Genomic DNA, 26,995 nt, shown 5'->3' on the forward strand with positions numbered 1-26,995 from the left:
GAAAGAGATCCATCTTTCCCGGATCCGATGCTTTCGGGCACCCTCGCAGCGTCCTTAGTCTGCTCCTTATGCAGATGAAGGCAGCCGTCTACGAGCGATACGGTTCTCCCTCGGTCCTCGAGCTGCGCGAGATGCCCGCGCCGGAGCCGCGGGACGATCAGGTGCGGATCCGGGTGCACGCGACAACGGCGACGGCGGCGTGCCAGATGATGCGGCGAGGCGACACGGTCATGGCGCGGGTCGTGCTCGGCTTCTTCCGGCCGCGGCGGCGCTTCCGGGTGCTCGGGATCGAGGTCGCCGGCACCGTGGAGCGCGTCGGCCGGCGCGTCACGCGGTTCCGCCCCGGCGATCGCGTGTTCGGCTTCACCGGGTTCGGGTCCGGCGGATACGCGCAGTACGTGTGCCTGTCCGAGGACGCGTCGATCGCGCACGCCCCCGCCGGCCTGAGCCACGAAGAAGCGTGCTCGCTCGTCGACGGACCGACCACCGCGCTCTACTTCCTCCGCGACCGGGCGCGGCTCCGGACCGCCGAGCGGATCGCGATCGTCGGCGCGTCCGGGAGCATCGGCACGGCGGCCGTCCAGGTCGCGCGGCACCTCGGCGCGGAGGTGACGGCGGTCTGCAGCGGGCGAAACGCCGAGCTCGTGCGTTCGCTCGGCGCGCACCACGTCGTCGATTACACGCGAGACGACTACGCGGCGCGCGCCGACGCGTTCGACGTCGTGTTCGACACGGTCGGCGCGAGCTCGTTCGCGCGCGCGCGGCGCTGCCTCTCGCGCGGAGGCCGATACCTGATCACGGTCGGGGGCGCCGAGCTCTACCTGCGGGACGCATGGAGCCGGATCTTCGGGAGCAGGAAGCTCGTCTTCGGGATGTCCGTCGACAAGAAGACCGCGCTCCCCGAGGTCTCGGAGCTCGTCGCGCGCGGCGCGCTCCGGCCGGTCATCGACCGGCGCTACGCGCTCGAGGCCGTCGCGGATGCGCACAGGTACGTCGAGACGGGGCGCAAGCGGGGCAACGTTGTGATCGAGGTAGGCGCGTGATACCCCGATTCGCGTGGGCACACGCGACGCGCTGAGGCTCGAGTCGATCGAGCAGATCCACGGGCTCATCGGGCGCCCGCCGCCCGCGCATCCGCTGGTCTCCGTGATCGCCGCGTCATGGCAGGAGCCGCTGCGCATCGAGATCCCGATCATCGGGCGCCCCATCGAGTCCGGGCTCTACGTGATGAGCCTGAAGCGCGGTGACGAATGCCACGCCGAGTTCGGGCGACAGGTGCACGACGGGCAGGCGGGCATCATCGTCTTCGCGTCGCCGGGCCAGGTGATCACGCCGATCGGCGGCGAGAGCGAGCTCGCCCACGAGGGTGAGGGCTGGACCGTCGTCTTCCACCCCGACGTGCTGCGCGACACGCCGCTCTCGGACGCGATGCACCAGTACCGGTTCTTCGGCTACGCGATGCACGAGGCGCTCCATCTCACACGGCCGGAGCGAGAGACGTTCACGGGCCTCGTCCGGCAGATCGAGCGCGAGTCCTCGGTCCCTCCCGACGCGTTCGCGCCGGACGTGCTCTCGGCGCAGCTCCAGCTCCTCTTCACGTACTGCCAGCGCGCGTACGCGCGCCAGATCGAGGTCCGAGCGCGGGCGGGCGGCGTGGCGGAGCGACTCGACCGTCACCTCGACGCGTGCTTCGCGTCGGCCGCGCAGGTCGAAGGCGGGCTCCCCACGGTTCGATCCTGCGCGCGCGCGCTCGGGTACTCGCCCGACTACCTGAGTGATCTCCTCCGCGCGGAGACGGGAATGAGCGCGCGCGACCACATCCACCGAGCCCTCATCGAGGCCGCCAAGGCGCGGCTCCTCGCGTCGGACGCGAGCGCGAGCGCGGTGGCCTACGCGCTCGGATTCGAGCACCCGCAGCACTTCTCGAAGCTCTTCCGGCAGAGGACCGGACAGTCGCCCGGCGAGTGGAGACGTGCGGCGAAGGGGCCGAATACGCGCCGCGAGACCTCGGCGTGATCTCACGCGCCGCACACGTAGCAGGCGGTCACCTCCGGTCACCTCAACCTGGGTCGGGTCGCGCCGCCGGCCAGACCGACGTGTCCAGCGAGACGACGCCGCCCTCGAAGTGGATCGGCGCGGCAAGCAGCGCCCGAAACGCCTTGTACCCTGCCACCCCGGGGCGGAAGGCGTGCAGGAACACGTGGTGGCGCCCGTCGGGGCCTACGGCCACGGACGGGTGCCCTGGCCCCCACCATTCTTCACTGGAGCTCAGGAAGACCTCCGACGACTTGCGGTATGGGCCCGTGGGGGCGTCCGCCACAGCCGCGCCGATGCCGTAGTGCGCGGTCGAGAAGTCGTTGCCGGCGTAAAGCAGATAATAGCGCCCGCCCTCCTGGGTGATCCAGACGCCCTCGATGAGGTGCGCTTCCCAGGGCTGGTCGTTCTCGAGGATGACGGCGGGCTCCCCCTCCAGCCTGCGGCCGTCCGCCGACAGCCGCTGAGCGTAGATGCGGGTCCTGAGCGCCCGCGATATCCCGGCGATCTCCTCCGCCTCCGCGCCGCACGCCCGCGCCCGCAGCTCCTCCAGCCTCCCCGCGAACCCCGCGAAGTCCGCGGTCGCCGCCTCGATCAGCGGCTGCAAGATGAAGAATTGCTCCATGGGCTCGAGGGTCGCCACCCACGGCCACAGCGTCAGCACCAGGACCGCGGTGCGCTGGTCTTTGCGGGCCACGAACAGCTCGCGCACCACGGCGGGCTCCCGGTGAAGCAAGGCGGCCAGCTGGCGGGGCCACACGCCGTTGTCATCCTTTTTCCAGACCAGCCAGGGCGTGCCGTGGGCGTCCACGAGGAGGTGGGCGTCGATCACATCCCCGGTGACGATCGGCGCGTGTTCCGCCTCGAACGGGCCGTCCGGGCTCGCGCCTCGGGCGAGGCCGATCGCGAGCGAGCGGTCGTGCATGCGGGCCGTGAAGCAGAGCCAGATTTCGTTCCGGACCCGGTGCATCTCCGGCGCCCAGAAGTCCGCCTGGTTGCGGCCGGTGAGCGTCCAGGCCGGCGCGCGCCCCTCCGGGAAGACGAAGCCGGTCAGCCGCCAGGTCGTCAGGTCGTTCGAGGCCAGGATGGGAAAGGCGTTCGGCGCGTCGTTCGAGGTCACGAGCAAGCGCCACGCGCGCTCGCCCACCCGCACCACACACGGGTCGCCATAGCCGTAGAGGATCTCCGGCGCGATGGCCTCGGTCAGCAGGGGCCGCAGCGGCGCCCCGCCCTTCCGCGGCGGCGGCGGGGTGCGGGCGAGCGGCGTGCGGGTCCCGAGGTCGCGCGCCAGCGCCTCGAAGAGGTCGAGGTAGTCCGGCTGCTCCACCCGGGCGAGCTCATAACGCCGCGTGTCCTGCCCCGGCTCGGTCACCAGGAAGCTGCGCGGCCCTCGGCGGTGGACGGTGACTCCGAAGGTGAACGGTGCGCCAGGCGGCGTCTGCAGGACGATGGCGTCGGCGTTCATGCGACGGGCTCCTCGAGGACTGCCATGCTCGGCAACAGGGACCTGCGTCCGGTCGCGCCGCCGTCCGCCGGAGGCTCGCCGGGCACGGCACGGCCCCGGCCGCTGCTACCCCGGCCCGGGAATGCTGCGATGTTGTACCACGGTCGCTGTCCTCGACATGCTGTACGTGTTCATGACGCTGGGGCTCGCCGGCGAGGCTGAGCGCCAGCGACCCAGGCGACAACCGACATGGAACAAGGCGCATGCCGAGCAGAACGAAAGAAAGACAAGAATCGTCACTTCCGAAGGGCATCGGAAAGCCGGCGCTGCGGGCGCTCGCTTCGGCCGGCGTCTCTCGCCTGGACCAGGTCGCTCGGCTCACGGAAGCCCAGCTCATGGCGCTTCATGGCGTGGGCCCCAAGGCGATCAGGGTCATCAAGGCTGCCCTCGAAGCAGAAGGAAAGTCTCTTGCCAAAGACGCGTAGCCCTCGTCGTCGAGGCGCCGCATCCCGCGCGCGCCTTCGCGTAGGATGGAGAACGGCATGAGCAACCCGGAGATCGAGGCAGCGCTCGCGCTCGCGCGCGAGCGCTGGGAGAAGATGTTCCCCGTCGAGGACGAGGGCGCCAGGCTCGCGAGCTGGGACCCGCCGCGCTTCGCGCCGGGGCTCGGCCTCGTCGCGGAGTTCAGCCTCTTCGAGGCGCGCACGAACCGAGGGCCGTCCGGCGAGCTGATCGTCGTGCCGCTCGCGCGGATGGGCGAGCCCGCGGCGGCGCTCGACGAGCTCGCCGCGACGCTCGAGGGGCTCAGGTCTCGCGGCCTCGCCTCGCAGCTCGACGCGCCGCTCGAGGCGACGGTGGGCCTCGCGCCGGCGCGCTACAGCGAGGACATGTTCGCGACCGACGAGCTCGGGGCGCGCCGCCGCGCCGAGGCGCTCGCGTCGATGAACGCCCGCTTCGAGGCCGTGGCCGCACGAATGAACGAGGTCTATGGCCTGCGGCTGCCGCGCTACCTCGCGACCTTCGCGGCGTTCTGGCGCAGCCTCGACGAGACGGAGCGGCAGGGGATGAGCGACCTCGGGCGCTCGCCGGGCGGGATCATGATCTGGTTCGAGGACGGCGGGCTCGAGCGGAAGACGCGCGACGGGCTCGACCCGCGGCTCGAGTGCCGGTTCCGCGCCGACCCGCCCGAGCTGGTCACCGTGATGTGGGGCGACACCGACGGGCTGCACCATGGCCTGTGGTACGACGACCCCGCGGATCCGCCGACGTGCATCGCGCACAATTACGCCCGCGACTCCGCGGAGACCTGGAGAGACAGCGAGCCCACGCCGCTCGCGGTGCTCGCTGCCCGCGCGCGCGAGCGCATCTCGGGCCCTTACGAGGAGGAGCCGGCCCCGCTGCAGGTGTACGCCGCGCTCGCCGCCATGAAATGGTTCGAGGAGGCCGACCGCGAGGCCCTCGCCGAGGATCCGCCCGCGCAACGCTGGCTCGATGCGGACCGCATCCCGACCCTGGGCACGTTCGGGCCCGCGCTGCCGCCCGGCGCCGGGAGCATCCGCGTGGGCTCGCCCGAGGAGCGCGTGAAGGCGTGGAAGACGCAGCCGCCGCGCGTGCAGACGTGGATCGAGTCGGCGAAGCGCGATTGCGCCGAGGGGCGGCCCGCGGCGGCGCTGACGTTCGGGCTCGACCTGCACTGGCTCGATAAGGAGGAGTACCGCGGCGCCGCGCTCGAGCTGCTGGTGATGGGATACGAGAAGCTCGGGCGGCGCGCGCACGCGGAGACCGTGAAGGTGCATTATGCGCACCGCGATCTCCGGAGCGTGGGGGTGTTCCTGCGGCCAGGCGAGGAGGACGGCGGACCTTAGCGCGGTGAGCGGCTCAGAAGCCGTTCAAGCCGCACAGATGACCTGGAGACCCGGCTCTGGACCCACGAGCACGGGTCGGTGCTGCCGACGTCGGCGTACAGGCACCCTGACGCGATGACGCTCGCCCTCAGCCGAGCGCCCCTCCGCCATCGACGACGCTCGCGTGCAGCCCCCGCGCGGGGGCGCGCAGCGCGGGATCGTCGCCCGAGAGCTGGGGCAGCATCGCGACGAACGCCCACTCCTGCACGCCCGAGTCGTCGAACGTCAGGTGAACGCGGTCGCCGTCGCGCTCGAACGTGATGATGAACAGCGCACCGTCGAGCACGGCGTCGTCCGACGTCATCGCGAACTGCTCCTCGAAATCCTCCTCGACGAGGAACTCGCCCGACGCCGCCGCCCGAGCCTGCGGATCGTCCACGCGCACCACCAGCTGCGGCAGGTCGGTGCAGCGCACCGCGCCGAGCCCGCGCAGCAGCACCGCACGCAGCCACGCGCCGCCGAGATCGAAGCCGCCGCCCCAGAAGAACACAAGGCGATCGACGCTGAGCACGTTCGCCTCGTCGTTGAACAGGCCCTTGAGAAGGAACCGCGACGCTGCGTCGCCCGGCCACGGCACGCCGTGCCGCCGGCCGAACTCGACAAGCGGCGCGGGCACGGCGCCCTCGCTCCACGGCGCGTCGGCGGTCTTCTCGTAGGTGACGTAGTCCGCGACGAGCCGCCGCAGCTCCGCCGCGGCCTGCTCCGCCGCGGCGACCGTCGAGAACTCCGCTGCCTGCATCACGACGTGGCTCATGCGTGCAGCGTATACGACTCCGCGGGGCGACGACGGGGAAGCCGTCGATTCAGGCGAAGACCATCACGAAAGGGAAGGATTGTGATGAAGCAGGGACCGGAGACCCCTGATTCCACTCGCGACGAGCACGGGTACCCCGAGTGGGCTTCGATGCCGGCGAGGTGACGCCGAGCTACGCCACGATCGGATCTACCGACAGAACGGCTCTGCTCTCGTGCCGGCACAAGCGGAGTCCTGGCGGGTGCGCCCCGCGTCGCGCGCGCGGTACTCGGCGATCATCTCCTTCGTCACGTCGTGATCATAACAGAGAGGCGCGGTGCCTCCCGGCCGCGAGTAAGCGCTGCGCTTGCCGCATTGTCTGCCCGCTCGATCGGTATCGTAAGGACACGGGCAGCTCCCGCTGTACGCCGCTCGTGACTCGGCGATGAGAGCCTTCCGGATCGCGGCGTCCGTCTTCGGCGCATCTGCCCTGGCCGAGGACGCCGCGAACATCGCCATTCCAACGACGAGCCAGTACCCAAGCCGCATCACCTGGCATCGTACCGACCCTCCGCAACCTCACAACATGTTCTTTCGTTCATGTGCCCCCGTGTGTTCTCATTTCTCATCGGTCGAGCGGCTCCCTCGCGCGGCCGTCACCGCGCGCGCCGTCACCAGGTTCGCGTAGAATCGAGCGAAGTGAGCAGATCGTCGACGTCACGGGGACCTCTCATCGACGCACCGCAGCGGTCGCTCACCCAGGCGGGTGAGCAGCACCCGCTGCGCGCGAGCTGTCAGGTCGTCGAGGCGACGGTGGATGTCGCGGTGGGCTATTGGAGCTCCCTGGCCGCCGCGGTCTGGATGAAGACGACCCACCCGCACCACGCCGCCTCCCTGAAGGCGGCGATCCTGGGGGCGCAGGCCAGCTCCCCGTCCCGCAAGGTGTGGCTGCTGCAGATCGTGACCCCTGAAGCCATCGTACCCGACACGCGCAGCCGCAGCGCGCTCGCCGGGATGTTGGGTTCGGTGGATGGCATCGTGTCCCACTCGGCGGTGATTCACATCGGGTCGGGCTTTCGCGCGTCCCTCGTGCGCAGCATCGTCACGGGGCTCAACGCCCTGGGACGCCAGCAGTTTCCACATCGTGTCTTCGCCAGCCTCGAGGAAGGCGTCGCCTGGCTGGCCACCCACGGCCTGCCGGACCGGGCGGCCGCCCATCACGACCTCTCGGCGTTCTATGAGGCCGCGGTGGCGGGCCAGCTCACGAGCGTTCGGACGTGAGCGCCCTGCCCAGGGCATCGTGGCCTCGAGCCTCGCGTTCCCGCGCGTCCTCGGCGCCACCTCCGCGACCGATAGAGAAGCTTCTCCTCGTCTTGACGGGCGCGCCGCGACCAGGGATCCTCGCCGGCATGCGTCTCGCCGCGTTCGGGGTGATCCTGTTGCTCGTGGGCAACGCGCACGCCGAGTCGACGGCGCCAGCGCCCGCCGTCGACACCACCCGGCGCGACGTGGGCACCGGCCTCTCCGTGGGCGGACTTGTCCTCGGCTCCGTCGGAGCAGGCATGTTCTTCCTCACCCGACCGAGCGGCGACGATTCCTGCGGTTGCGCGTCTCGCGCATGGGTCTTTCCCACCGTGCTCATGAGCGTCGGAGGCGCGATGACCCTCACGGGTGTACCGCTCTGGATCACGGGTCAGATGAAGCTCGATCGCGCCACGACCCAGGCCGAGCTGCGGCTCGGCCCGCTCGGCGGAAGCGTCCGGCTCCTGTTCTGAAGGCGTGCGACGCTCGCCCCGCCGCACCCCGCCGTCACGTGACCACGGGCCCCGCGGCGAGCCCGCCGCTCACGGCTCCGCGGGCGCCCCGTCCCGTATCCCGAGCGTCTCCTCGCGCGCCGACAGGCACGCCTCGCTCCCCACGACGAACGCGCGGCAGTTGTCCGGCCTGATCTCGTAGATGGCGCAGCGCAGGTCCTCGCAGAGGTGCTGGCACCGCCCGCTCGCCGCGAAGCGCAGCGTGATCTTGCCGTCCCGCGCCCGCCGCACGTAGGCGCGCCCCGTGAGGTCGCCGCGCCCGGCGCCCCGGAAGCGCGCGAGGTCCACCTCGTCGAGCAGCACGTTGGCGTCGTGGCAGCAGGCGCCACACGCCAGGCAGTCGAGCGCCACCTCGCGGATCGCCCCCGGGTGCGTGCTGTCGCGCTCGCACCAGTCGAGGACCGAGCCCTCGTACTGCCGCTTCACCCGCGCCGTCGCGAGCCCCTTGGCCGGCCCCTCGCCCACGCGCCGAAAGCGCTGCTGCTCGATCGACAGGAGCGACCACAGCCCGAGCTCCGTGAGCTTCCCGTCCTCGCCGATGGAGAGCAGGAGGTCGACCCGCTCGTCCGGCAGCACGATGGCCGCGTGCCCGCCGGCCCTCACGTGCGCAGCTGCGCGGCTCAGGAAACGCGGGCGAAACCGGCGCCAGACGGGGCGAGACACGACGTATGCGGACATCGGGGCGCATCTTCGCGCCCCGGCCCCGCGCTGCCAAGCCCCGCCCTCGCCCGGCGGCGGCCCTGCGCTATGTTGGAAGGGTGCGACATCGCAAGAAGATCGTCATCGTGAAGACCGGTGAGCCCGTCCCCCCGGTCCTCGAGCGACGCGGCCAGTTCGCCGACCTGATCGAGCAGACGATCGGCGCCGGCTGGAGCGGCGGATACACCACCGTCGACGCCCGCACGGACGAGCTCCCCGCGCCCGGCGCCCCCGAGACCGCCGCCTTCGTCGTCACCGGCTCGTCGGCCAACGTCCCCCACCGCGAGCCCTGGATGCTCCGCTGCGAGGGGTGGCTGCGCGGCGTCGTGCACGCCGGCACCCCGACGTTCGGCATCTGCTTCGGCCACCAGATCCTCGCCCAGGCCCTCGGCGGCGAGGTCGTCCGCAACCCGCGCGGCCGCGAGATCGGCAGGATCCGCGTCCAGCGCCGCGCCGACGACCCCCTCTTCGACGGCCTGCCGTCGAGCTTCGAGACACACGCGACCCACGTCGACACGGTCGGCACGCTGCCCGAGGGCGCCACGAGCCTCGCGTTCACCGAGCTCGACGACCACCAGGTCATCCGCTTCACGAGCACGTGCTACGGCGTGCAGTTCCACCCCGAGATGGACCACGACGTCATCGCCGGCTACATCGCGTGGCGGAGCGAGATCCTGCAGGCCGAGGGCCGCGACGTCCCCGCGCTCCTCGCCCCCATCGCGCCGGATCAGCTCGGCACACGGACGCTGCACAATTTCATCCGGCACGTGGTCGTGCGCGGCGCCTGATCCCTACGCCGCCGGCCTGACCTGGGTAGTCCCCGCCCTGACTGACGCGCCGGTCAGTCGCCCCTCGACCTGGCCCGCCGGCCGCGCGACGGGCTCACCCGCTCCGGCGCCTCGCCGGGGGCGTCCCCTGTCGCGGGCGCGGCGCGCTCGCCCTCCGGGCCCCGCGCCGCGAGCCCGGCCGCGGGGTCCATCCGGAGGTAGCCGCGCCGCAGGAAATCGTGGAGCGCCGTCACGATCCGCTCGCGAGGGCGGGCCTGCTCCTCGAGGGCGTTCTCGAACAGCACCTCCTTCAGCGCGCCGATCGTGAACGTCGCGTAGAGCTCGGTGTCCCCCGGCTCGATGACGCCGAGCCGCTGCCCCTCCGCGAGGCTCTGCTGCAGCAGGAGCTTCACCTCCTGGCGGAACGCCCGCAGCTCCTTGACGAACGCCGGGTCGAGCCCGGCCGCGTGCGACAGGAGGATGCTCGTCAGCGCCGGATCGTCGAGCAGGACGGCCACGATCGCGCGGATGTTGTGCTTGACCTGCGCCTCGACGTCCGCCGACGGGTCCACGCGCAGGATGGCGCCGCCGAGCCGCGAGAAGAGGCCGCGCACGAGCTCGCCGAACACCGAGCGCTTGTCGGGGAAGTAGAGGTAGAACGTCCCCTTCGCGACCTTCGCGAGCGCGACGATGTCGTCGACCTTCGCCTCGTGATACCCCTTCTCGGAAAACACGGTTCGCGCGGCGCGGAGGAGCGCCTGGCGGCGCTCGGCCTTGTCCATGGGCCGGTCGCTTTACCATCACCGGCCCGCCATCTGGGGACCGATGTCTCCCCTCCGGCGTCGAGCAGGCCCGCCGCCTGAAAAGATCCGGAAAGTTCGCGGCACAGCGCACGAGACGCGGACGCGGGGGGGGGCACCACGCGCCATCAGACGCAACCGAGCGTGGCGTCGGAACCTTGCACCCTGGACGCAGCGATGGCCCGAGATGCCCGGAGAACGGCGTCGCGCGGCGACCAAGACGCATCGGATTGCTTGATTTCCAGGACATCCCGTTGTAGCCATCACGACTGACCAGCCAGTCAGTCGGACGCTGGGGACCGGCGACGGCGGTGGGAGGAGCCCCGATGGGAAGGCAGATCCAGGAACCGGTCGTGGTCGGCATCGACGTCGGCTCGACGACGGTGAAGGCCGTCGTGCTCGATCCGCAGACGCTCGAGATTCTCTGGAGCGACTACCAGCGGCATCAGACCAAGCAGCCGGAGAAGGTGCTCGAGCTCCTCGAGACCATCGAGGCATCGTTCCCCGCGTCGCCGAGGGACAGCTGGCGGGTGTTCATGACGGGCTCCGGCGCGGCGCCCCTCTGCGCTGGCCTGGGCGCGAAGTTCGTCCAGGAGGTCAACGCGGTCACGCTCGCTGTCGAGAACCTGCACCCGGACGTGGGCAGCGTCATCGAGCTCGGCGGGCAGGACGCCAAGATCATCATCTTCCAGCGGGACGCGAAGACGGGCGACAAGACCGCCGCGCCGTCGATGAACGACAAGTGCGCCTCCGGCACGGGCGCCACCATCGACAAGTGCATGATCAAGGTGGGCCTCCCGCCGACGGAGGTGGTGAAGATCCACTTCGACGACTCGAAGCTCCACCACGTCGCGGCGAAGTGCGGCGTCTTCGCCGAGACGGACATCGTGAACCTCGTGAAGAGCGGCATCCCCTCGACGGAGATCCTCTGCTCTCTCGCCGACGCGATCGTCCTCCAGAACCTGTCGGTGCTGACGCGCGGCTCGACGCTGAAGCACAAGGTGATCCTGCTCGGCGGCCCCAACACCTACCTCCCCTTCCTCCAGGAGTGCTGGCGCAAGCGGATCCCCGAGACCTGGGACGAGCGCGGCTACGACTGGCCGAAGGACCAGCCGGTCGAGGAGACGATCTTCGTCCCGGAGAACGCGCAGTACTACGCGGCGTTCGGCGCGTGCGTCTACGGGCTCAAGGAGGCGCCCGAGGTCGGCCTCTACGCCGGCAAGTCGGGGCTCATCGAGTACATGACGAACGGCAGGAAGGCCCGGCTCGGCGAGAGCGCGGGCCCGCCGCTCGTGAAGACCCGGGACGAGGTCGACGAGTTCCGGAAGCTCTACAGCATCCCGAGGTTCACGCCGATGAAGCTCGCGCCCGGCCAGGTGGTGCGCGGGGTCATCGGCCTCGACGGCGGCTCCACCTCGTCGAAGGCGGTGCTCATCGACGAGGACGGGAACATCGTCTGCAAGGCCTACCAGCTCTCCAAGGGCAACCCGATCCAGGACGCGAAGGAGCTGCTCGCCCAGCTCCGGCAGTACGTGCTCGATGAGGGCGCGACGCTCGAGGTGCTCGGCTTCGGCGGCACCGGGTACGCGGCCGACGTGCTCCAGGAGTGCATGCGGGCCGACGTCAACATCGTCGAGACCGTCGCCCACATGATGAGCGCGGTGAAGTTCTTCGGCGACGTCGACGTCATCTGCGATATCGGCGGACAGGACATCAAGGTCCTGTTCATGAAGAACGGCGATATCGCGAACTTCCGCCTCTCCAACTCGTGCTCTGCGGGCAACGGCATGTTGCTCCAGGCGATGGCCGACCAGTTCGGCCTGAAGGTGACCGAGTACGCCGACACGGCGTTCGGCGCCGAGCTCGCCCCGAAGTTCAGCTACGGCTGCGCCGTCTTCCTCGACACGGACCGCGTGAACTTCCAGAAGGAGGGCTTCTCGAAGGAGGAGCTGCTCGCCGGGCTCGCCCAGGTGCTGCCGAAGAACGTGTGGCAGTACGTCGTGCAGATCCCGCGGCTCGCGGCGCTCGGCACGCGCTACGTGCTGCAGGGCGGCACGCAGTACAACCTCGCGGCGGTCAAGGCGCAGGTCGATTACATCAAGGAGCGCGTCCCCGGCGCCGAGGTGTTCGTCCACCCGCACACGGGCGAGGCCGGCGCGCTCGGCGCCGCGTTCGAGACGCTCCGGGTCGTGAAGCGCAAGGGCCGGTCGACGTTCATCGGGATCGACGCGGCGATCGCCCTCGAATACACGACGAAGAACGACGAGGAGACGGTCTGCCACTTCTGCCCGAACGAGTGCAAGCGGACCTTCATCGACACGAAGCGGCCTGACGGGACGACGAGCCGCTACATCTCGGGCTTCTCGTGCGAGAAGGGCACCGTCGAGAGCGAGCAGGCGATGCTCGCGCTCGTCGCCGAGCGGAAGAAGATCGCGAAGCAGTTCCCGAACCTCGTCGACTACGAGTCGAAGCTCGCCTTCCGGCACTTCTACGGCACGGCGCCGCTCCCGGAGGAAGGCGCGCCGGTGAAGGACACGGTCGTCAAGAAGGGCTTCCTCGGCATCCGCCGGGTGGAGACGACGCGCCCGTTCCGGCGGAGCGGCATCGAGGTGCGGGAGCGCCTCCGCCGCGTCCGCATCGGCATCCCGCGCGTCCTCAACATCTACTCGACCGGCCCGTATTACCGCGCCTACTTCGAGGCGCTCGGCATCCCCAAGCAGAACGTCGTCTTCAGCGACGCGACGAGCGAGGAGATGTGGGTCGAGGGCGGCAAGTACGGCTCCATCGATCCGTGCTTCCCGTCCAAGGTGGCGCAGGCCCACGTCCACAACCTGCTCTTCCACCACCACAGCGACGAGAAGAAGCTCAATTACATCTTCTTCCCCATCCTCACCCATGTGCCGAGCTTCGGCGAAGGGGTGATGGACAAGACGAGCTGCCCCATCGTCGCGGGCGTGCCGGACGTCATGAAGGCGGCCTTCACGAAGGAGGTCGACTTCTTCAAGACGCGCGGGATCGAGTACCTCGACCCCGCGCTCACGTTCTCCGAGATGACGCTGACGGCGCGCCGGATGTTCGAGACCTGGGGCCCGCGGCTCGGCATCACCGAGGACGAGAGCGATCACGCGCACCGCGAGGGGATGCGGGCGCTCTCGCAGTTCGAGCACGACCTCCAGGACAAGGGGCGGGCGATCCTCGAGACGGTCGAGTCCGAGAACCGGGTGGCCATCCTGATGATCGGGCGGCCGTACCACTCCGACCCGGGCCTGAACCACGGCATCCCGGAGGAGTTCCAGGTGCTCGGCTATCCGATCCTCTCGGTGCGGTCCATCCCGCGCGACATGGAGTACCTGGCCCGGTACTTCAAGGACGAGATCGCGATCGGCCAGCACCCGCTCGACATCAACGACGTCTGGCCGGAGAACTACTCGGCCAACAGCGCGCAGAAGGTCTGGGCGGCCAAGTTCGCCGCCCGCCACCCGAACGTCGTCCTGCTCGATCTCTCGAGCTTCAAGTGCGGCCACGACGCGCCGACGTACGGGATCATCGACAGCATCGTGAGCTCGAGCGCGACGCCGTACGCGGCGCTGCACGACATCGACGCCAACAAGCCGGGCGGCTCGATCAAGATCCGCGTGAAGACCTACGCGCACAGCCTCAAGCTGCACGAGGAGGCGCTCGAGGACGCGGCGAAGAAGAAGGCGCAGCTGGTCCAGCGCATCGAGGAGAAGCGGCTCGAGCTGCTCCAGCTGAAGCGCGACCAGCAGGCGGCGCGCAAGATCACGGATCCCGCGCTCGAGCGGGAGATCGCCGCGCTCGCCGAGAAGGTCCGGAGCTACGTCGCGCCGGTCTCGCCGCCCGAGACGCCGAAGACGGGCCTCGTGCAGCTCAAGAAGAAGCAGTCCGACGGGACCGTCGTCCCCCTGGAAGCCTGAACCACGTCGAAGGTCGAGGGGGGGACGGCGGGGCCGCCCCTTCCAGCATCCAAGCGAAGGGAAGCCACGCCATGCAACATACGAGCACGACGAGCACGACCACCACGCAGAAGACGCGCCTTCCTCTGGTGGGCGAGGCGCGATCCAACAAGACCGACGTCGACATCGAGGCGGAGCTCAGGGCCTTCGAGGAGGCCGAGCGGGAGCGGCTCGGGCTCAAGGCCGAGCGGCGCCAGTGGGTCGACAACATGCTCAAGCCGAAGATGACGAAGAAGGAGCGCGAGAGCGTGACGCTCCTCATCAGCGGCCTCACCGCCGCGCAGGACTTCCTGTGCGAGGGCGCGCTGAAGGGCCTCGGCTACAACGTCCACTACTTCGGGATGAGCGACAACGCGGGCCTGCAGACGGGCAAGGAGTTCGGCAACCGCGGCCAGTGCAACCCGACGTACTTCACGGTCGGCGGCCTCGTGAAATACCTCATCGACCTGCGCGACAAGCAGGGGATGTCGACCGAGGACATCATCAAGAACTACGTCTTCCTGACGGCGGGCGCGTGCGGGCCCTGTCGGTTCGGCATGTACGTGACCGAGTACAGGAAGGCGCTCCGCGACGCCGGCTTCGACGGCTTCCGGGTCATGCTCTTCCAGCAGACCGGCGGGCTCTCGCAGGCGACGGGCGACGATGTCGGGCTCGAGATGAACCCCGCGTTCTTCATCGCGATCATCAAGGCCATCGTCTGCGGCGACACGCTGAACGCGCTCGGCTACCGGATCCGGCCTTACGAGGTCGAGCCGGGCGCGACGAACCGCGCGATGGAGAGCGCGAAGCGCATCCTCTACAAGGCGCTTTTCGAGCAGACGAACGTGTTCAAGGCGCTCTACGAGGCGCGCAAGGAGTTCGAGGGCGTCCAGGTGGACAAGCTCCGGCCCAAGGCGAAGACGTCGATCATCGGCGAGTTCTGGGCGATGACGACCGAGGGCGACGGCAACTACGCCCTGCAGAAGTTCCTCGAGAGCGAGGGCGGCGAGAACGACATCCAGCTCACGACGGCGTGGCTGCTCTACAACATCTGGGAGTGCGCCCGAGACACCCGCGAGCGGCGCGACCTGCGCGGCGCCGACGAGGGCAATTACGGCCTCGCCAGCCTGGACGAGTTCGGGGTGGCGAAGCGCCTCGCGACGATGCGCCTCGCCGAGGGCGCGCTGCGCGTCGGCTTCCAGGCGTTCGCGCTGCCGCTCGGCCTGCTCGACTACCACCTTCCGGACATGGAGCTCGTGGCGGAGGTGGCGAAGGACTATTACTCGAACGACCTCCGCGGCGGCGAGGGGCACATGGAGGTCGGCAAGCTCATCGTGAACGCCGTGAAGTCGAAGGCGCACGTGACGGTGAGCGTGAAGCCGTTCGGCTGCATGCCCTCGTCGGGCGTCTCCGACGGCGTCCAGTCGCTGATCACGTCGCGCTACCCCGGGACGATCTTCTGCGCGGTGGAGACGAGCGGCGACGGCGCGACGAACTTCTACTCGCGCATCCAGATGTACATGTTCAAGGCGCGCATCCTGGCCGAGCAGGAGCTCACCCGCGCCTACGAGGAGGCGGGCGTCACGGAGGCCGAGGTGCGCGCGTTCCTCGCGAGGAACCCGAAGTACGCGAGCCCGCTCCACCACCCGCCGCACCGCGTCGCCGGCTCGGCCGCCAACCTGGTCTACGAGGTGGCGCCGCTCATCAAGCAGACGGCCGCCGAGCGCGCCGTGGGCAAGGCCAAGGCGGCGGCGGGCGCGCTCCGCGACGCCGTGATGGCCGCCCCGGCCAAGGCGAAGGCGGCCACGGAGTTCCTCACGGATCCGGAGACGCTCGCCCGGGCCCGCGAGGACGTCGCGCTGATCCGCGATATCGTCGGCGGCAAGGCCGCGGAGCGGTTCAGCCCGCTGGTCAAGCGCCTGGCCGGCAAGGCGTACTTCGAGAACAACCCCGAGGTGCGCCATGTGAGCCACGGGGCGAACAGCGTGGAGCCCATCGCCGCGGAGTGAGGCGGACGAGGCGGACGCCGCCGGGCGAGCTGCGCCCGGCGGCCCCCTCGGCCTCGCCGTGCCTCTCCGCGCTCGGCGCGCTGCGCCGCGCCGCCCCGCCCGCCGCGCGCCGTCCGGCCGCGACGCACGCGCGAAATTCTGCTAGATATCGCGCGCCATGACCGAACTGCGCTCGTTGTCTCCCGATGCTCTTGCCTCGCTCACCCGTGAGCTCGAGGCGCGTTTTGCTGCCTTTGAAGCCCGCGGCCTCAAGCTCGACATGACGCGCGGCAAGCCGTCGTCCGAGCAGCTCGATCTCGCGAACGGCATGCTCGCGCTGCCCGGCGCGGGCGACCTCATCGCCTCGGACGGCTCGGATACCCGCAACTACGGCGGCCTCGACGGCCTGCCCGAGATGAAGGCCATTTTCGCCGAGATGCTCGAGGTCCCCTCGGAGCAGGTCATCGTCGGCGGGAACAGCAGCCTGACGATGATGCACGACGCGGTGGTCCGCGCGCTCGTCCACGGCGTGCCCGACGGCAGCGGCCCCTGGCTGAAGCAGCCCAAGGTGAAGTTCCTGTGCCCGAGCCCCGGCTACGATCGTCACTTCGCGATCTGCGAGCACCACGGCATCGAGATGATCACGGTCGACCTGCGCGACGACGGGCCGGACATGGATCAGGTCGAGAAGCTCGTCGCCGAGGACGCGGCCATCAAGGGCATGTGGAGCGTGCCGAAGTACTCCAACCCCACGGGCACCACGTACAGCCCCGAGGTCGTGCGCCGGCTCGCGGCCATGAAGACGGCGGCCCCCGACTTCCGCCTCTTCTGGGACAACGCCTACGCGGTCCACGACCTCTACGCCGAGGGCGACCCGCTCGCGAACATCGTGCCGGCGTGCCAGTCCGCGGGCCACCCCAACCGGCCGATCGTCTTCGCCTCCACGTCGAAGATCTCGTTCGCCGGCAGCGGCGTCGCCGCCATGGCGTCGAGCCCCGCGAACGTGGCGGACGCGAAGAAGCACCTCGGCATCCAGACCATCGGTCCGGACAAGGTGAACCAGCTGCGGCACGTGCGGTTCTACAAGGATTACAAGGGATTGCTGAGCCACATGCAGCGGCACGCCGAGCTCATGCGGCCCAAGTTCGAGGCGGTGACGACCACGTTCGAGCGCGAGCTCGGCGGCAAGGGCATCGCCACCTGGACCTCGCCGCGCGGCGGCTACTTCGTCAGCCTCGACACCCTCGACGGCTGTGCGAAGGAGGTGGTGCGCCTGGCCAACAAGGCGGGCGTGAAGCTGACCGGCGCCGGCGCGACGTACCCGTACGGCCGCGATCCTCGCGACCGCAACATCCGGGTCGCGCCCTCGATGCCGCCGCTGGATCAGATCCGCGTCGCGATGGACGTCGTCGCGGTCTGTGTCCAGCTCGCGAGCGTCCGCAAGCTCGCTGGCTGATCGCCGTCATCGCGGTCATCACCGTCATCGTCGCTCGCCCGCATTGCGATCGACGCACCGCAGTGCAAGGGTGGGCGCTTCCTCCCGGAGCGCCTCACCATGCAGCAACTCACCCTCGAAGGTCAGCAGAGAGTTTCCGACCTGTCACAGCGCTATTTCGTCAGCACCGACGCGGTGATGACGCTGTTGCAGGCGCTCGTGAACGGCCATGGAACGATGGCGCAGTTCTACCACCCCGAGCTGGGCGGCGGAGGGCAGTGGATGCAGGGCGGCATGACCATGGTCGGGGACATGTTCAACAACGGTCTCAAGGCCAAGGTGGACGGCCTGTGCTCCGAGCTGTCCAGCCTGCTGGCCAGCCAGCCTTTCGTTCCAGCGCCCCCTAGCTATCCATCGCAGGGCGGTCAGCAGCAGCAGCAGGGTGGCAGTGGAGGTTTTGGGGGATCGCCGGTCAGCCTGTTCGTCCCGGGGTCGGGAGGGGGCTCGGGCAGCTGGTGGCCCGGGGAGCTCGGCGTGCCGAGCTCCAGCGGATCGCAAAACAACGTCCGATATGCCTACTTCCCCGGCGCGCGGCGCCTGGCCGTCGAGGTCAACGGGCGCGTCAGCGTCTATGACACGCTCGATCATCAGATCGGCGGTGTGTCGCAGCAGCAAGGGTCGGGGGCGTCCGTGACGTTCACCAGCCAGTACGGCGTGGTGAGCGTGCTGAGCTTGCCAATCATCTCCGGCGACCTTGCCGCGAAGCAGGCGCCGATCGCCCCGCCCGCTCCGGCGCAAGCGGCCGCGCCGGCGCAGGCGGACGCCGCCCTCCCCCGCCCTGCTCCGGCGCAGGAAGGGGATGTCTTCGCCGCCATCGAGCGACTCGCCGATCTGCGGCAAAAGGGGTTCATCACCGAGCAGGAGTTCGCGGCGAAGAAGACAGAGCTCCTCGGCAGGCTCTGAGCACGAGGCAAGGACGGTCGCCGAGGGCGAGGAGGAGCGGGCGGCGAGCGCCGGAGAGGAGCGCTCGCCTTGCTCCGTCAGCCGTCACCCGCCGTGACAGACCGCTTCGATGTTGTGCCCATCAGGATCACGCACGAACGCGCCGTAGTAGCCCGGGTGGTACTGCGGCCGTAGCCCCGGCGGACCGTTGTCGACGCCTCCAGCAGCGAGCGCGGCCCGGTAAAACGCATCGACGTCGGCCCGCGTCTTCGCGACGAAGGCGACATGCAAGCCGCCCTGAAGCGGGGTTCCCGTGCCGATCCAGAAGTCCGGCTTCCCCTCAGGCCCCAGGCCGGCGTGGGTGCCCGCCCCCCCGGTCATCTCCGGCGTGAGCTCCATCACGAGCCCGTAGCCAAGGGGGGCCAGGGCCGCCAGATAGAAGGCCTTGCTCCGCTCATAATCCGAGACTGGAAAACCGATGTGGTCGATCATCATGCGCGCCATCATCGCCCAGACAGACGCGCGCCAGCTGAAGAAAAGGACTGCGCCTCTCCTCGCAGCGAGGCGCACCAGGCACGGCTGTGCACAGCATTCCTATGGGCGACACGGAATTGCCATCTTCAGCAGGAACTCGGCACTGCGCGCCAGGGCGGCTCGCGCGCCAAACGCACCATCCGTCCACACGCAGGCTTCTGCCCGGCGCCGCGGTGTTCGGCGGGCGGCGCGCTGCCTTGCCTACCGCGCGGGCCGCGCGCTCGCGCGCTCGAGGCCGCGGAGGACCTCCTCGAGCGCTTCCTGGGTGATGAGACCGACGTGCCGGAAGACCTCCCGGCCCCCTGCGTCGAGGACGACGACGCTCGGCACATGGTGCAGCCCGGCGAAGGGCCCCTCTCCGGCGATCGTCGGGGCGTCCGCGAGCGCCACCGGGTACGGGAGCTTGAGCGCCGCGACGAAGGCCTCGACGAGCGGCCGGTTCTCGCTCGCCTCGAGGACCAGGAGCGCCGCGTTGACGCGCGGCGTGTGATCGCGGAACAGCCCCGCGAGGAACCGCGCCTCCGCCTGAGACGCCACATCGTAGGTCGCGACGAAGCCGATCACGCTGAACCTGCCCGAGAGCGACCCGGTCGAGAGCTCGCGGCCGTCGAGGGTCTCGTACGAGAAGCTCCGCACCGGGCCGGGCGCCGGCGCCGCCGCGGCGACCGGCGGCCCCGCCGCTGGCTCCCGGACGGCGTCGCCGCCCCCACCGCAGCCGATCGCGAGCAGCAAGAGCGGCGTGCAGACCGGCGCGAGCGGCTTCATGGCAGCGGATCACCCTCCAGGTGGGCGTCGAAGAGATCAGCGCAGAGCTGCAGCGAGGGTGGGAGCTCGGCGCCCTTGCGCCGCTGCGCCAGGACGGCATGGCACAGCTCCTCGATGACCAGCTTGATCGGCGTGGCCTCGAGCTGCGCGCCGTCGAGCAGGATCCCCGGACCCGGGGCGTCCTCCGCGCGGACGATGGGATCGTGCCGCGCCCAGGCGATGCCATCCTCGGGGAGATAGCGACACCAGAGCACCCGCACGAAGCGCAAGTAGAGCGGCGTCACCAGCGCCACCACGCGATCGCCCCCGGCGGCGACGCCGCGCAGCGCGAAGCCGCCCGCCGGGCGCGGTGCGTGCTCCCCCCCCTCGATCGCGACCTCGATCCGCTCGCGGCGCCCGGCGTCGCTCTCGACCGACAGGAGCGGCGCATAGATCGCCACCGCGGGCACCTGCAGCTTGGGCGCGTCTTCCGCGAGGACGTCGAGCCACGCCTCGCGCGCCTCGGGGCCGAGCTCCCCGTACACGTGGGCCGCGGCGATGGCCGCCTCGGCGTCGGTCGCGAGCGCGGCGAGCCACTCCCGCCAGGCAGCGAGGATGCGCGGGTCGAGCAGCGCGCCGGACGACGCGGGCAGGCCCTGCGCCGCGCCGTCCGGCGCGGCGGCGTCCAGCGAGGGCTCCTGGGTGAGATCGGCCGAGCTCGGGTCGCGGCGCTCCGTCATGCCACCCTCAGCGCAGCGCGTCGCGGCGACGCGCCCCGACGTCGCGCTCCAGATCGCGCACGAGCTCGGCGAACTCGTCGCCTCGTCCGAGCGGCGCCGCGAGCGTGAGCTCTCCGCCGCGATCCGCGAACAGGAGCGCGACGCCGTCGCTCGCCTCGACGATGCTCTTCACGAACACGACGTCCGCTGGATGGACCAGGACGTGTTGCACCAGCATCCCGGCGCTCGCATCCGCGATCGAGAGGGGGCCGCGCGCAGGCCCGAGCTGCCCCGCTGCCCCCGAGGGCTGTCCGCCGGCCGGAGACGCGGACGCGACTCGCCTGGAATTGCTGTCGTTCCGGCCCATGGACGGCGGAGCTAAGCACCGCTCGCCGGAGGGATCCAGCGGGCACACCCGGCGGGGATGGCCAGCCCCCTCGCCGCGTCAAGAGGCCGCGTCCCTCCCTCGATCCGCGGGCCCCGCGGCGTTCTCGCGCCCGCCAAAGCGGCGCGAGATCGTCGGGCCGCTCACCTTCACCCTTCTTGATTCGCACGGGCGGCTCGCCGGCGGCGTCGTCGGGAGGCGACAGGCCGCGGGCCCGAACAAGACGAGAGCCGACGGGAGCCGACGAGAGCCACCGCCGCGAGCCGGGGCAGGCGGGCTCTGGGGCCCACGGAGCGCTCGGGGATCGCCGCGCGGGGCGAAAGCGCCGCGAGGGGCGCTACACTCCCGCCGATGTCAGCCTCACGAGCCTGCAGCGAGCGAATGGAGGAGCGCCGCGAGACGTGCCCGGCGCCGCAGCCGAAGACCGCCGTCGATGACGACGAGCGCGAGCACGACGAGCACGACGAGAACGACGGCAAGCTGATCGACCTGCCGCCGCTCGGGCACGACGAGGAAGAAGGGGGCGACGAGGGCTTCGACGACCTCCTGCAGACGCTCGACGACGCGGAGCAGGGGCTCGACGACGCGAACGCGAGCGACCTCGAGATCGGCGTCGAGCTCGCCGTGGACGACGGCGGGACCGGGGAGGACGAGCCCGCGGAAGAAGGCGTCGACGTCGGGGCGCTTCACGAGGGGATCGCGGAGGCCGACGCGAGCACGTGGCTGTCCGATGAGGCCGTCGAGCAGAGCGACGCCGAGCAGGACGATCTCGACGATCACGGCGGGGCGCACGGCGACGACGGCGGCGCGGAAGGGACGGGAGAGGACCCGGCGGACGACGTGGACGAGGGGGAGCTGCCGGCGCTCGACGCGGACCAGGAGGGCGCCTACGAGGGCGAAGATCTGCTCGCAGAGCTGCCCGATCTCCCCGACGACCAGGCCCCCGTCTGGGACGCGCTGCCCTGGGTCGTCGTCGAGGACGCGGGCGCCGCCGTCCCGTGCAGCACGCTCGCGGTGGCCGGCGGCTACGTCGTCGCGGGCAGCGCCGGCGCAGAGCCCGGGCTGACGAGCGAGCCCGCCGCGCGATCGGGAGGTCGCCCGCGCCGCGCGGAGCGTGCTGGCGGCGAGCGCGGGGCCGTGCTCGTCGTCGACGCGGGGGCGCTCTCCGCGCGCCGCGCCGGCGTCGACACGTCGGCGTCCTCGATCGCGCTGTCGGACAGCGCGATCCTCATCGCCACGCGCCGCGGCAACCTGCTGCTGAGCGACGACCGGGGGAAGAGCGCGAGCACGCTCGGCGCGTGGGGCTCGGGCGGCGCGCCGGTGACGCTCGCGACGACGCCGGGGCGCCTGTGGGTGCTGGCCGGCAAGACGCTGTGGTCGCCCGCGGCCGGCGCGGTCGTCTCGCCGCCGGAGACCGGCTCCGCCGTGGCCGCGGGCTCGCCCCGCCGCGACGGCGCGCCGACTCCGTCGAAGGGCGCGCTCTCCCTGTCGCCCGGGCCCGCGCTGCGGGACGGCGTGCTCCGGATGAGCGCGAGCGAGGGGGTGATCGTCGCGCTCACGAGCGCGGCCGAAGGACCGCAGCTCGAGCGGCTCCGCGGCGACGACGAAGGCTCGCCGGTCGTGCCGCTGTCGGGTGCGGCGCGGCGCGCGGCCGAGGCCGACGACTGCAGGCTCGCAGCGGCGGCCGGCGGGCGCTCGATCGCGATCTCCGGCGCCGGGCTCCTCTGCGTGTCGCGCAACGGCGGCGAGACCTTCCGCGTGCTGGAGGGGCTCGCGGTGGTCGTCGCCCTCGCCTTCGCCGGCGACCACAAGGCGTCGCCGCTGCTCGCGCTCGTCGCGCGCGAGGGCGAGCGCCGGGCGCAGCTGGTCCACGTGCCGTCGAACGCCGCCCCGACGCTCGTCGCCGAGCTCGGTGCGACGCCCCCCGGCGCCCCCGAGGAGGAGGCCGCGTCGATCGGACCGGCGGCGATCGCCTGGGACGCGTCGCGCGAGGTCGTGTGGGTCGCGTGCTGGGCGGGGCTCGTCGCGCTCACGCGACAGAGAAAGCACTGACGGTCGTCCTCCGCCTCGCGGGCGGCGCGCGAGCGCCGGCTCGCCGCGCTCGCACATCGCTCGCCTCGCGAGCGGCGCGCTCAGCCGCCGACGAACGACGCGTGCAGCAGGCGCTGCGCGGCCGCGACGTCCGCGGCGTCGACGAGGGCGCCTAGGCGCAGGGGGCCCGCGATCGTGAACCGAGGCGCGATGCCGGCGCGCGCGAGGACCTCCACGAAGCGCGCGAGCGGCTCCGCCGTCGCGGAGAGCCCGTCGCCGACGACGCTGACCGCCGCGAGCCCCTCGACGAGCTCGAGCGACGGCAGCAGCGCGGCGAGCTTTCGCCTGGCCCCCTGCCACTCGGGCACGTTGAGGAGGGGGATCACGAACGCGCCGCCGCCGTGACCGAAGGAGAGATCCCGGAAGCCCAGCCCGAGCTCGCCCGCCGCGCGGAGGACCTCGTCGAGCCGGAGCCCGCCGTCAGCCCGCGCGAGGACGACGTTGCCCTCGGCGACGATCGCGCGCGCCGCGAGCGCCGGAGGCGCCGAGCCCGGCGCGAACCGGCGCACCACCGTCTCCCGCGCGCCGGGGCCGGCGTCGAACGTCGACCGCGCGACCAGGGCCACGCCGGAGCGCCGCGCCCACTCGACCGCCTGGGCGCAGACGACCTTCGCGCCGCACTCGGCCATCTCCTGGAGGACCGCGCAGTCGAGCTCGGGCAGGTGACGGGCGTCCGGGACGACCCGCGGGTCGGCCGAGTACACGCCGTCGACGTCGCTGTAGATCTCGCAGCGCTCGGCACCCAGCGCCGCCGCGAGCGCCACGGCCGTGGTGTCGGAGCCCCCGCGACCGAGCGTCGTGATCTCGCGGCGGTAGCTCATCCCCTGGTAGCCGGCGACGATCACGATGCGGCCGCGCGCGAGCTCGTCCTCGATGCGGAACGGGCGGACCTCGATGATGCGCGCGTCGAAATGGCGATCGTTCGTGAGGATGCCGGACTGGGAGCCCGTGAACGAGATCGCCTCGAAGCCCCGGGCCTGGATGGCGATCGAGAGGAGCGCCATCGACACGCGCTCGCCGGTCGAGAGCAGCATGTCGAGCTCGCGCCGGGGAGGATCCGCGGCCGCGCTCGCCGCCTGCCGGGCGAGCGCGAGCAGGCCGTCGGTGGTCTTGCCCATCGCGCTGACCACGACGACGACGTCGTTGCCGGCGCGCTTCGCGGCGACGACGCGCTCGGCGACCTTGCCGATCCTGTCGACGTCGGCGACCGATGAGCCGCCATACTTCTGCACGATGATCGGACGGCCCGCCTTCGCGGGCGAGGCGCCAGGCTCGCACGGCGAGCCCTCCTGCTGGGCGCGGTTCGACGGCTGCTCGGCCATGCTGCACCTCCAAGCGCTGCGCGCGCTGCGCAAGAGCTCGGGCTATCACGGGCGCGGCGCGTGGGCCAAGCGCGCGCCTCCGCCGCGAGGCGCGGGCCGCGAGGAAGCGCTCAGGCGAGCTCGCTCTGGAGCAGCATCTCGTAGAGCTCCGCCTCGGAGTCGCGCCCCTCGGCCCGCGCCCGAGCAGCGAGCCGCGCGAGCACGTCGCGCCGCCGCGGCGCGACCTCCAGGCGGACGGCGTCGTCCCCCTCCTCCATCCGCGCCGAGAGCAGGGCGAGGAGATCGAGATCGCGACCGAGCCGCTCGAGCACGTCGGCGAGCGCCATCGCCACTCCCTGGTCGGCGGGATCGGCGCGGAGCCGATCGGCCAGCCGCTCGGCCAGGAGCTCGTCGTCGACGCCGAACGCGCGGGCCAGCGGCACCTGCCCCTCCGCCAGCGTGACGCTGCTGGGGATGGGCGCCGTGAGGTCGGTCGACGTGTCGGACCCATCGAGCGTGGGCATCTCGTCGATGGTCCCGGGGTCGATCGGCGCGGCCTTGGGCGGGGAGGCCGGCGCGCGGGGGACAGGGGGAGGCTTGCTCGGCGCCGGAGCGATCACCACCGGCTCGGGCGGGACCGTGCGCCGGCGCGGGGCGGCGACGTGGACCTCGATCCGCTGCTCGGCGCGGGGCCGCTGGACCGGGCCGGGCGGCGCCGCCGGGGCAGGCGCGACCGGCGGCGCGATCTCGCCCGAGACGCGGCGGAACGCGGCGGTGATGCCCGGATCGCGCGGCCGGAGGCGCAGCGCGAGGCCTAGCTGTCGCTGCGCCGCGAGGAGATCCCCCCGGGTTCGCTCCTCGATCTCGGCGGCCTCGGCGAGCAGGGCCGCGACGGCGGCGGCGCCGTCGCCGAACGGCGCTCCCCTCGCGCGAGCGGTGCCCGCGTCGTCGGCGCGGCCCTGGAGGGCGAGCTCCACCGCGTCGCGCAGCCGCCCGAGCGCGACCGACGCTCCCCCGAGATCGCCGAGCCCGGCGCACCAGCGGCCCTCGAGCAGCCGCGCCTCCAGCGCCTCCGGCACGCCGGGCGGGACGCTCCGCACGCGCGCGATCGCCGCCGGGAGATCCCCCGCGATCTCCGCGAGGCCGCGGCCGAGCTCGAGATCGAGCGCGCACGCGGGCGCGCCGCTGCGCGCGGCGAGAGCGCGCGCCCGGGCGAGGAGGTCGAGCGCGCGCCTCCCCTCCCCCGCCGCCCGCAGCGAGCGCGCGAGGCCCGCGACCACGTCGGGGCTCTCCGGCGCGTAGCGGAGCGCCCGCTCGAAGAGCACCCGCGCGTCGGCGACGTCGCCCCGCGCGAGGAACGCCTCCGCGGCCCGGCGAGACACGGCGTGGCGCGCCTCGGCGCCGCGCGCGGAGGCCTCGAGGTGCTCGGCGTCCGCGAGCGCGCCGCGCACGTCGGCGACGTCGAGCCGCGCGTGGAATCGCGCCCACCGCAGCGCCTCGATCCCGGGCGCGCGCGCCACGCCGAGGTTCAGCGCGTCGAGGCGCACGTCGACGGCGTCCGCGAGCGCCGCCGCGCGCAGCCACGCGAGCGCGGCGAGCGGGCCGTAAGGCTCCGCGTGCGCGGCGCGCGCGAGCGCGGAGAACGCGCCGTCATGATCGCCGACCGCCTCGAGGAGCGCGCCGCCGAGGAGGCCGGCGTCCACGGCGGGCATGGCGTCGACGACGGTCGAGAGCGCCCCCTCGGCGCGCTCGCCGATCACGAGGTCGAGCCAGGCGAGGCGCGAGGAGATCTCGGGGTGCCGCGGGGCGCGCTCCAGCGCGGCGAGGTAGGCGCGCCGCGCCTCGTCGAGCCCGCCCGCGAACGCGAGCTCGTCGGCGGCGCCCGCGAGCTCGGACGCCTCGAGCGCCCTGAGCGCGCGGTCGCCCAGCGCGGGAGGCGCCGCGCCGAGCGCGCCTTCGGCGCGGAAGCGGCCCGCCTCCGCGGTGACCACGGCCCACTGCACCCCCTCCACCGCGGGCGCCCTCGCGCCCGCCGCGGGCAGGAGCAGGCGGACGATCCGCTCGACCGCGGCGTCCAGAACGATCGCGCCCTCGACGAGGCGCCCGTGCGTACCCGCCATCATCGAGAGCGCCTGCAGCGCGAGCGCGTGCGGCGGGGCGGCGAGGCCGATGCCGCGGGCGCGCTCCGGCAGGAGCCTGAGCGCGCGCTCCCCCGGGGCCACGGCGACGTCGAACGCGAGCGCCGTCTCGCCGGATCGCAGCGCGACGAGCGCGCCGTCCTCGATGGGCGCGATGATGAGCTGCGGCGCGCCGTCGCCGAGGAGGCCGCGGAGCCGCGGCGCGGCCCAGCCGGCGAGCTCCGTCCCCTGCGCCTCGACGGAGAGCCGGACGAGCTGGCCACGCCGGTGCCGGAAGCGCGCCACGCCGCCGGAGAGGTCGACGGGGAACCGGATCCCGGCGAGCCGCACCACGAGCTCGGTGACGCGGAGCGGACCGAGCGCGAACGGCTCCCCGAGCTCGATGGCGAGCGCGCCCTTGCTGACGGCGAGCCGGAGGACGGGACGGTCGTCGGGCGGGCGCGGGGCCGCGCCGCCGCCGGGCGCGAGCGCGCGGATCGACGGCGCAAGGCCCAGCGCGCGCGCCGGCCGGCCGCGCCTCTGTCCAGCAGCCATACCCGCCAAGGGTATCAACCCGGCGGCATTTCAGGC

23 protein-coding genes are annotated in these 26,995 nt (G+C 71.9%); 12 read left to right on the top strand and 11 right to left on the bottom strand.

Annotated features, from left to right (window positions below):
- Positions 1-68 precede the first annotated feature (68 nt).
- Positions 69-1,043, top strand: a complete 975-nt coding sequence (locus tag WMF46_RS32880; protein ID WP_437980815.1) for an NAD(P)-dependent alcohol dehydrogenase — start codon at positions 69-71, stop codon at positions 1,041-1,043.
- Between the two features lie 13 nt (positions 1,044-1,056).
- Entirely contained in the window at positions 1,057-2,016 is a 960-nt protein-coding gene (locus tag WMF46_RS32885) for a helix-turn-helix domain-containing protein (RefSeq protein WP_437980816.1), read from the top strand.
- Positions 2,017-2,059: 43 nt separating this feature from the next.
- Here WMF46_RS32885 and WMF46_RS32890 read toward each other — a convergent pair whose 3' ends face one another.
- A complete protein-coding gene (locus WMF46_RS32890; protein ID WP_437980817.1) occupies positions 2,060-3,499 on the bottom strand; it encodes a family 43 glycosylhydrolase in 1,440 nt (479 codons plus the stop codon).
- A 242-nt stretch (positions 3,500-3,741) separates the two neighbouring features.
- Here WMF46_RS32890 and WMF46_RS32895 point away from each other — a divergent pair, with 242 nt between their 5' ends.
- Both WMF46_RS32895 and WMF46_RS32900 read left to right on the top strand, forming a co-directional pair.
- Positions 3,742-3,963 carry a helix-hairpin-helix domain-containing protein gene (locus WMF46_RS32895; RefSeq protein WP_437980818.1) on the top strand — a complete coding sequence of 74 codons (222 nt, stop codon included), beginning with the start codon at positions 3,742-3,744 and terminating at the stop codon, positions 3,961-3,963.
- A gap of 57 nt (positions 3,964-4,020) precedes the next feature.
- Complete coding sequence (locus WMF46_RS32900) at positions 4,021-5,343, top strand: ADP-ribosylation family protein (protein WP_437980819.1); 1,323 nt, start codon at positions 4,021-4,023, stop codon at positions 5,341-5,343.
- 127 nt (positions 5,344-5,470) lie between these two features.
- Here the strand turns inward: WMF46_RS32900 and WMF46_RS32905 are convergent, their stop codons facing one another.
- Both WMF46_RS32905 and WMF46_RS32910 read right to left on the bottom strand, forming a co-directional pair.
- Positions 5,471-6,136, bottom strand: coding sequence for a hypothetical protein (locus WMF46_RS32905; protein ID WP_437980820.1), 666 nt, complete (start codon positions 6,134-6,136; stop codon positions 5,471-5,473).
- 189 nt (positions 6,137-6,325) lie between these two features.
- Complete coding sequence (locus WMF46_RS32910; RefSeq protein WP_437987957.1) at positions 6,326-6,634, bottom strand: hypothetical protein; 309 nt, start codon at positions 6,632-6,634, stop codon at positions 6,326-6,328.
- Positions 6,635-6,928: 294 nt separating this feature from the next.
- Between WMF46_RS32910 and WMF46_RS32915 the strand changes: the two genes are divergently transcribed.
- Positions 6,929-7,396 carry a hypothetical protein gene (locus WMF46_RS32915; RefSeq protein WP_437980821.1) on the top strand — a complete coding sequence of 156 codons (468 nt, stop codon included), beginning with the start codon at positions 6,929-6,931 and terminating at the stop codon, positions 7,394-7,396.
- 128 nt (positions 7,397-7,524) lie between these two features.
- Complete coding sequence (locus tag WMF46_RS32920; RefSeq protein ID WP_437980822.1) at positions 7,525-7,890, top strand: hypothetical protein; 366 nt, start codon at positions 7,525-7,527, stop codon at positions 7,888-7,890.
- Between the two features lie 69 nt (positions 7,891-7,959).
- Here the strand turns inward: WMF46_RS32920 and WMF46_RS32925 are convergent, their stop codons facing one another.
- Complete coding sequence (locus tag WMF46_RS32925) at positions 7,960-8,607, bottom strand: YkgJ family cysteine cluster protein (protein ID WP_437543465.1); 648 nt, start codon at positions 8,605-8,607, stop codon at positions 7,960-7,962.
- Positions 8,608-8,687: 80 nt separating this feature from the next.
- Here WMF46_RS32925 and WMF46_RS32930 point away from each other — a divergent pair, with 80 nt between their 5' ends.
- The gene (locus WMF46_RS32930) at positions 8,688-9,416 is read left to right on the top strand and encodes a glutamine amidotransferase (RefSeq protein WP_437980823.1); all 729 of its coding nucleotides are present in this window, start codon (positions 8,688-8,690) and stop codon (positions 9,414-9,416) included.
- Positions 9,417-9,469: 53 nt separating this feature from the next.
- Here the strand turns inward: WMF46_RS32930 and WMF46_RS32935 are convergent, their stop codons facing one another.
- Entirely contained in the window at positions 9,470-10,177 is a 708-nt protein-coding gene (locus WMF46_RS32935) for a TetR/AcrR family transcriptional regulator (RefSeq protein WP_012238857.1), read from the bottom strand.
- A gap of 344 nt (positions 10,178-10,521) precedes the next feature.
- On the opposite strand from WMF46_RS32935, the gene WMF46_RS32940 reads away from it, so the two are divergent.
- From WMF46_RS32940 to WMF46_RS32955, 4 genes are all read left to right on the top strand, one after another.
- Positions 10,522-14,130: a BadF/BadG/BcrA/BcrD ATPase family protein gene (locus tag WMF46_RS32940; protein WP_437980824.1), complete on the top strand. Its 3,609-nt coding sequence runs from the start codon at positions 10,522-10,524 to the stop codon at positions 14,128-14,130.
- 71 nt (positions 14,131-14,201) lie between these two features.
- On the top strand, positions 14,202-16,157 hold the full coding sequence (locus tag WMF46_RS32945) for a 2-hydroxyglutaryl-CoA dehydratase (RefSeq protein ID WP_437980825.1): 1,956 nt from the start codon (positions 14,202-14,204) through the stop codon (positions 16,155-16,157).
- A 157-nt stretch (positions 16,158-16,314) separates the two neighbouring features.
- On the top strand, positions 16,315-17,592 hold the full coding sequence (locus WMF46_RS32950; protein WP_437973775.1) for an aminotransferase class I/II-fold pyridoxal phosphate-dependent enzyme: 1,278 nt from the start codon (positions 16,315-16,317) through the stop codon (positions 17,590-17,592).
- 99 nt (positions 17,593-17,691) lie between these two features.
- Complete coding sequence (locus WMF46_RS32955; RefSeq protein ID WP_437980826.1) at positions 17,692-18,534, top strand: SHOCT domain-containing protein; 843 nt, start codon at positions 17,692-17,694, stop codon at positions 18,532-18,534.
- 84 nt (positions 18,535-18,618) lie between these two features.
- Here WMF46_RS32955 and WMF46_RS32960 read toward each other — a convergent pair whose 3' ends face one another.
- From WMF46_RS32960 to WMF46_RS32975, 4 genes are all read right to left on the bottom strand, one after another.
- Positions 18,619-19,005 (bottom strand): VOC family protein, encoded by a 387-nt coding sequence (locus WMF46_RS32960; RefSeq protein ID WP_437987958.1) that lies wholly within the window; start codon positions 19,003-19,005, stop codon positions 18,619-18,621.
- Positions 19,006-19,248: 243 nt separating this feature from the next.
- Positions 19,249-19,812, bottom strand: coding sequence for a TlpA family protein disulfide reductase (locus WMF46_RS32965; protein ID WP_437903549.1), 564 nt, complete (start codon positions 19,810-19,812; stop codon positions 19,249-19,251).
- Entirely contained in the window at positions 19,809-20,531 is a 723-nt protein-coding gene (locus WMF46_RS32970) for a hypothetical protein (protein WP_437980827.1), read from the bottom strand. Before WMF46_RS32970 ends, WMF46_RS32965 begins: the two co-directional genes overlap by 4 nt.
- A gap of 7 nt (positions 20,532-20,538) precedes the next feature.
- Positions 20,539-20,748 (bottom strand): DUF4911 domain-containing protein, encoded by a 210-nt coding sequence (locus tag WMF46_RS32975; protein ID WP_437980828.1) that lies wholly within the window; start codon positions 20,746-20,748, stop codon positions 20,539-20,541.
- A 498-nt stretch (positions 20,749-21,246) separates the two neighbouring features.
- Here WMF46_RS32975 and WMF46_RS32980 point away from each other — a divergent pair, with 498 nt between their 5' ends.
- On the top strand, positions 21,247-22,947 hold the full coding sequence (locus WMF46_RS32980; RefSeq protein ID WP_437980829.1) for a hypothetical protein: 1,701 nt from the start codon (positions 21,247-21,249) through the stop codon (positions 22,945-22,947).
- 80 nt (positions 22,948-23,027) lie between these two features.
- Here WMF46_RS32980 and WMF46_RS32985 read toward each other — a convergent pair whose 3' ends face one another.
- Together WMF46_RS32985 and WMF46_RS32990 are read right to left on the bottom strand one after the other, a co-directional pair.
- Entirely contained in the window at positions 23,028-24,308 is a 1,281-nt protein-coding gene (locus WMF46_RS32985) for an aspartate kinase (RefSeq protein ID WP_437973777.1), read from the bottom strand.
- 110 nt (positions 24,309-24,418) lie between these two features.
- Positions 24,419-26,959 (bottom strand): tetratricopeptide repeat protein, encoded by a 2,541-nt coding sequence (locus WMF46_RS32990; protein WP_437980830.1) that lies wholly within the window; start codon positions 26,957-26,959, stop codon positions 24,419-24,421.
- Between the last annotated feature and the right edge of the window lie 36 nt (positions 26,960-26,995).

This window comes from Sorangium sp. So ce117, assembly GCF_051524395.1.
Taxonomy (GTDB): Bacteria; Myxococcota_A; Polyangia; order Polyangiales; family Polyangiaceae; genus Sorangium; species Sorangium cellulosum_B.

What these genes read in the sequence shown, in the direction of transcription:
- WMF46_RS32975 (WP_437980828.1), bottom strand. Translation starts at nt 20,748, where the DNA reads ATGCTGGTGCAACACGTCCTGGTCCATCCAGCGGACGTCGTGTTCGTG.
- WMF46_RS32990 (WP_437980830.1), bottom strand. Translation starts at nt 26,959, where the DNA reads ATGGCTGCTGGACAGAGGCGCGGCCGGCCGGCGCGCGCGCTGGGCCTT.
- WMF46_RS32940 (WP_437980824.1), top strand. Translation starts at nt 10,522, where the DNA reads ATGGGAAGGCAGATCCAGGAACCGGTCGTGGTCGGCATCGACGTCGGC.
- WMF46_RS32985 (WP_437973777.1), bottom strand. Translation starts at nt 24,308, where the DNA reads ATGGCCGAGCAGCCGTCGAACCGCGCCCAGCAGGAGGGCTCGCCGTGC.
- WMF46_RS32935 (WP_012238857.1), bottom strand. Translation starts at nt 10,177, where the DNA reads ATGGACAAGGCCGAGCGCCGCCAGGCGCTCCTCCGCGCCGCGCGAACC.
- WMF46_RS32965 (WP_437903549.1), bottom strand. Translation starts at nt 19,812, where the DNA reads ATGAAGCCGCTCGCGCCGGTCTGCACGCCGCTCTTGCTGCTCGCGATC.
- WMF46_RS32945 (WP_437980825.1), top strand. Translation starts at nt 14,202, where the DNA reads ATGCAACATACGAGCACGACGAGCACGACCACCACGCAGAAGACGCGC.
- WMF46_RS32890 (WP_437980817.1), bottom strand. Translation starts at nt 3,499, where the DNA reads ATGAACGCCGACGCCATCGTCCTGCAGACGCCGCCTGGCGCACCGTTC.
- WMF46_RS32895 (WP_437980818.1), top strand. Translation starts at nt 3,742, where the DNA reads ATGCCGAGCAGAACGAAAGAAAGACAAGAATCGTCACTTCCGAAGGGC.
- WMF46_RS32880 (WP_437980815.1), top strand. Translation starts at nt 69, where the DNA reads ATGCAGATGAAGGCAGCCGTCTACGAGCGATACGGTTCTCCCTCGGTC.
- WMF46_RS32970 (WP_437980827.1), bottom strand. Translation starts at nt 20,531, where the DNA reads ATGACGGAGCGCCGCGACCCGAGCTCGGCCGATCTCACCCAGGAGCCC.
- WMF46_RS32955 (WP_437980826.1), top strand. Translation starts at nt 17,692, where the DNA reads ATGCAGCAACTCACCCTCGAAGGTCAGCAGAGAGTTTCCGACCTGTCA.
- WMF46_RS32910 (WP_437987957.1), bottom strand. Translation starts at nt 6,634, where the DNA reads ATGGCGATGTTCGCGGCGTCCTCGGCCAGGGCAGATGCGCCGAAGACG.
- WMF46_RS32920 (WP_437980822.1), top strand. Translation starts at nt 7,525, where the DNA reads ATGCGTCTCGCCGCGTTCGGGGTGATCCTGTTGCTCGTGGGCAACGCG.
- WMF46_RS32960 (WP_437987958.1), bottom strand. Translation starts at nt 19,005, where the DNA reads ATGATCGACCACATCGGTTTTCCAGTCTCGGATTATGAGCGGAGCAAG.
- WMF46_RS32925 (WP_437543465.1), bottom strand. Translation starts at nt 8,607, where the DNA reads ATGTCCGCATACGTCGTGTCTCGCCCCGTCTGGCGCCGGTTTCGCCCG.
- WMF46_RS32905 (WP_437980820.1), bottom strand. Translation starts at nt 6,136, where the DNA reads ATGAGCCACGTCGTGATGCAGGCAGCGGAGTTCTCGACGGTCGCCGCG.
- WMF46_RS32950 (WP_437973775.1), top strand. Translation starts at nt 16,315, where the DNA reads ATGACCGAACTGCGCTCGTTGTCTCCCGATGCTCTTGCCTCGCTCACC.
- WMF46_RS32900 (WP_437980819.1), top strand. Translation starts at nt 4,021, where the DNA reads ATGAGCAACCCGGAGATCGAGGCAGCGCTCGCGCTCGCGCGCGAGCGC.
- WMF46_RS32980 (WP_437980829.1), top strand. Translation starts at nt 21,247, where the DNA reads ATGTCAGCCTCACGAGCCTGCAGCGAGCGAATGGAGGAGCGCCGCGAG.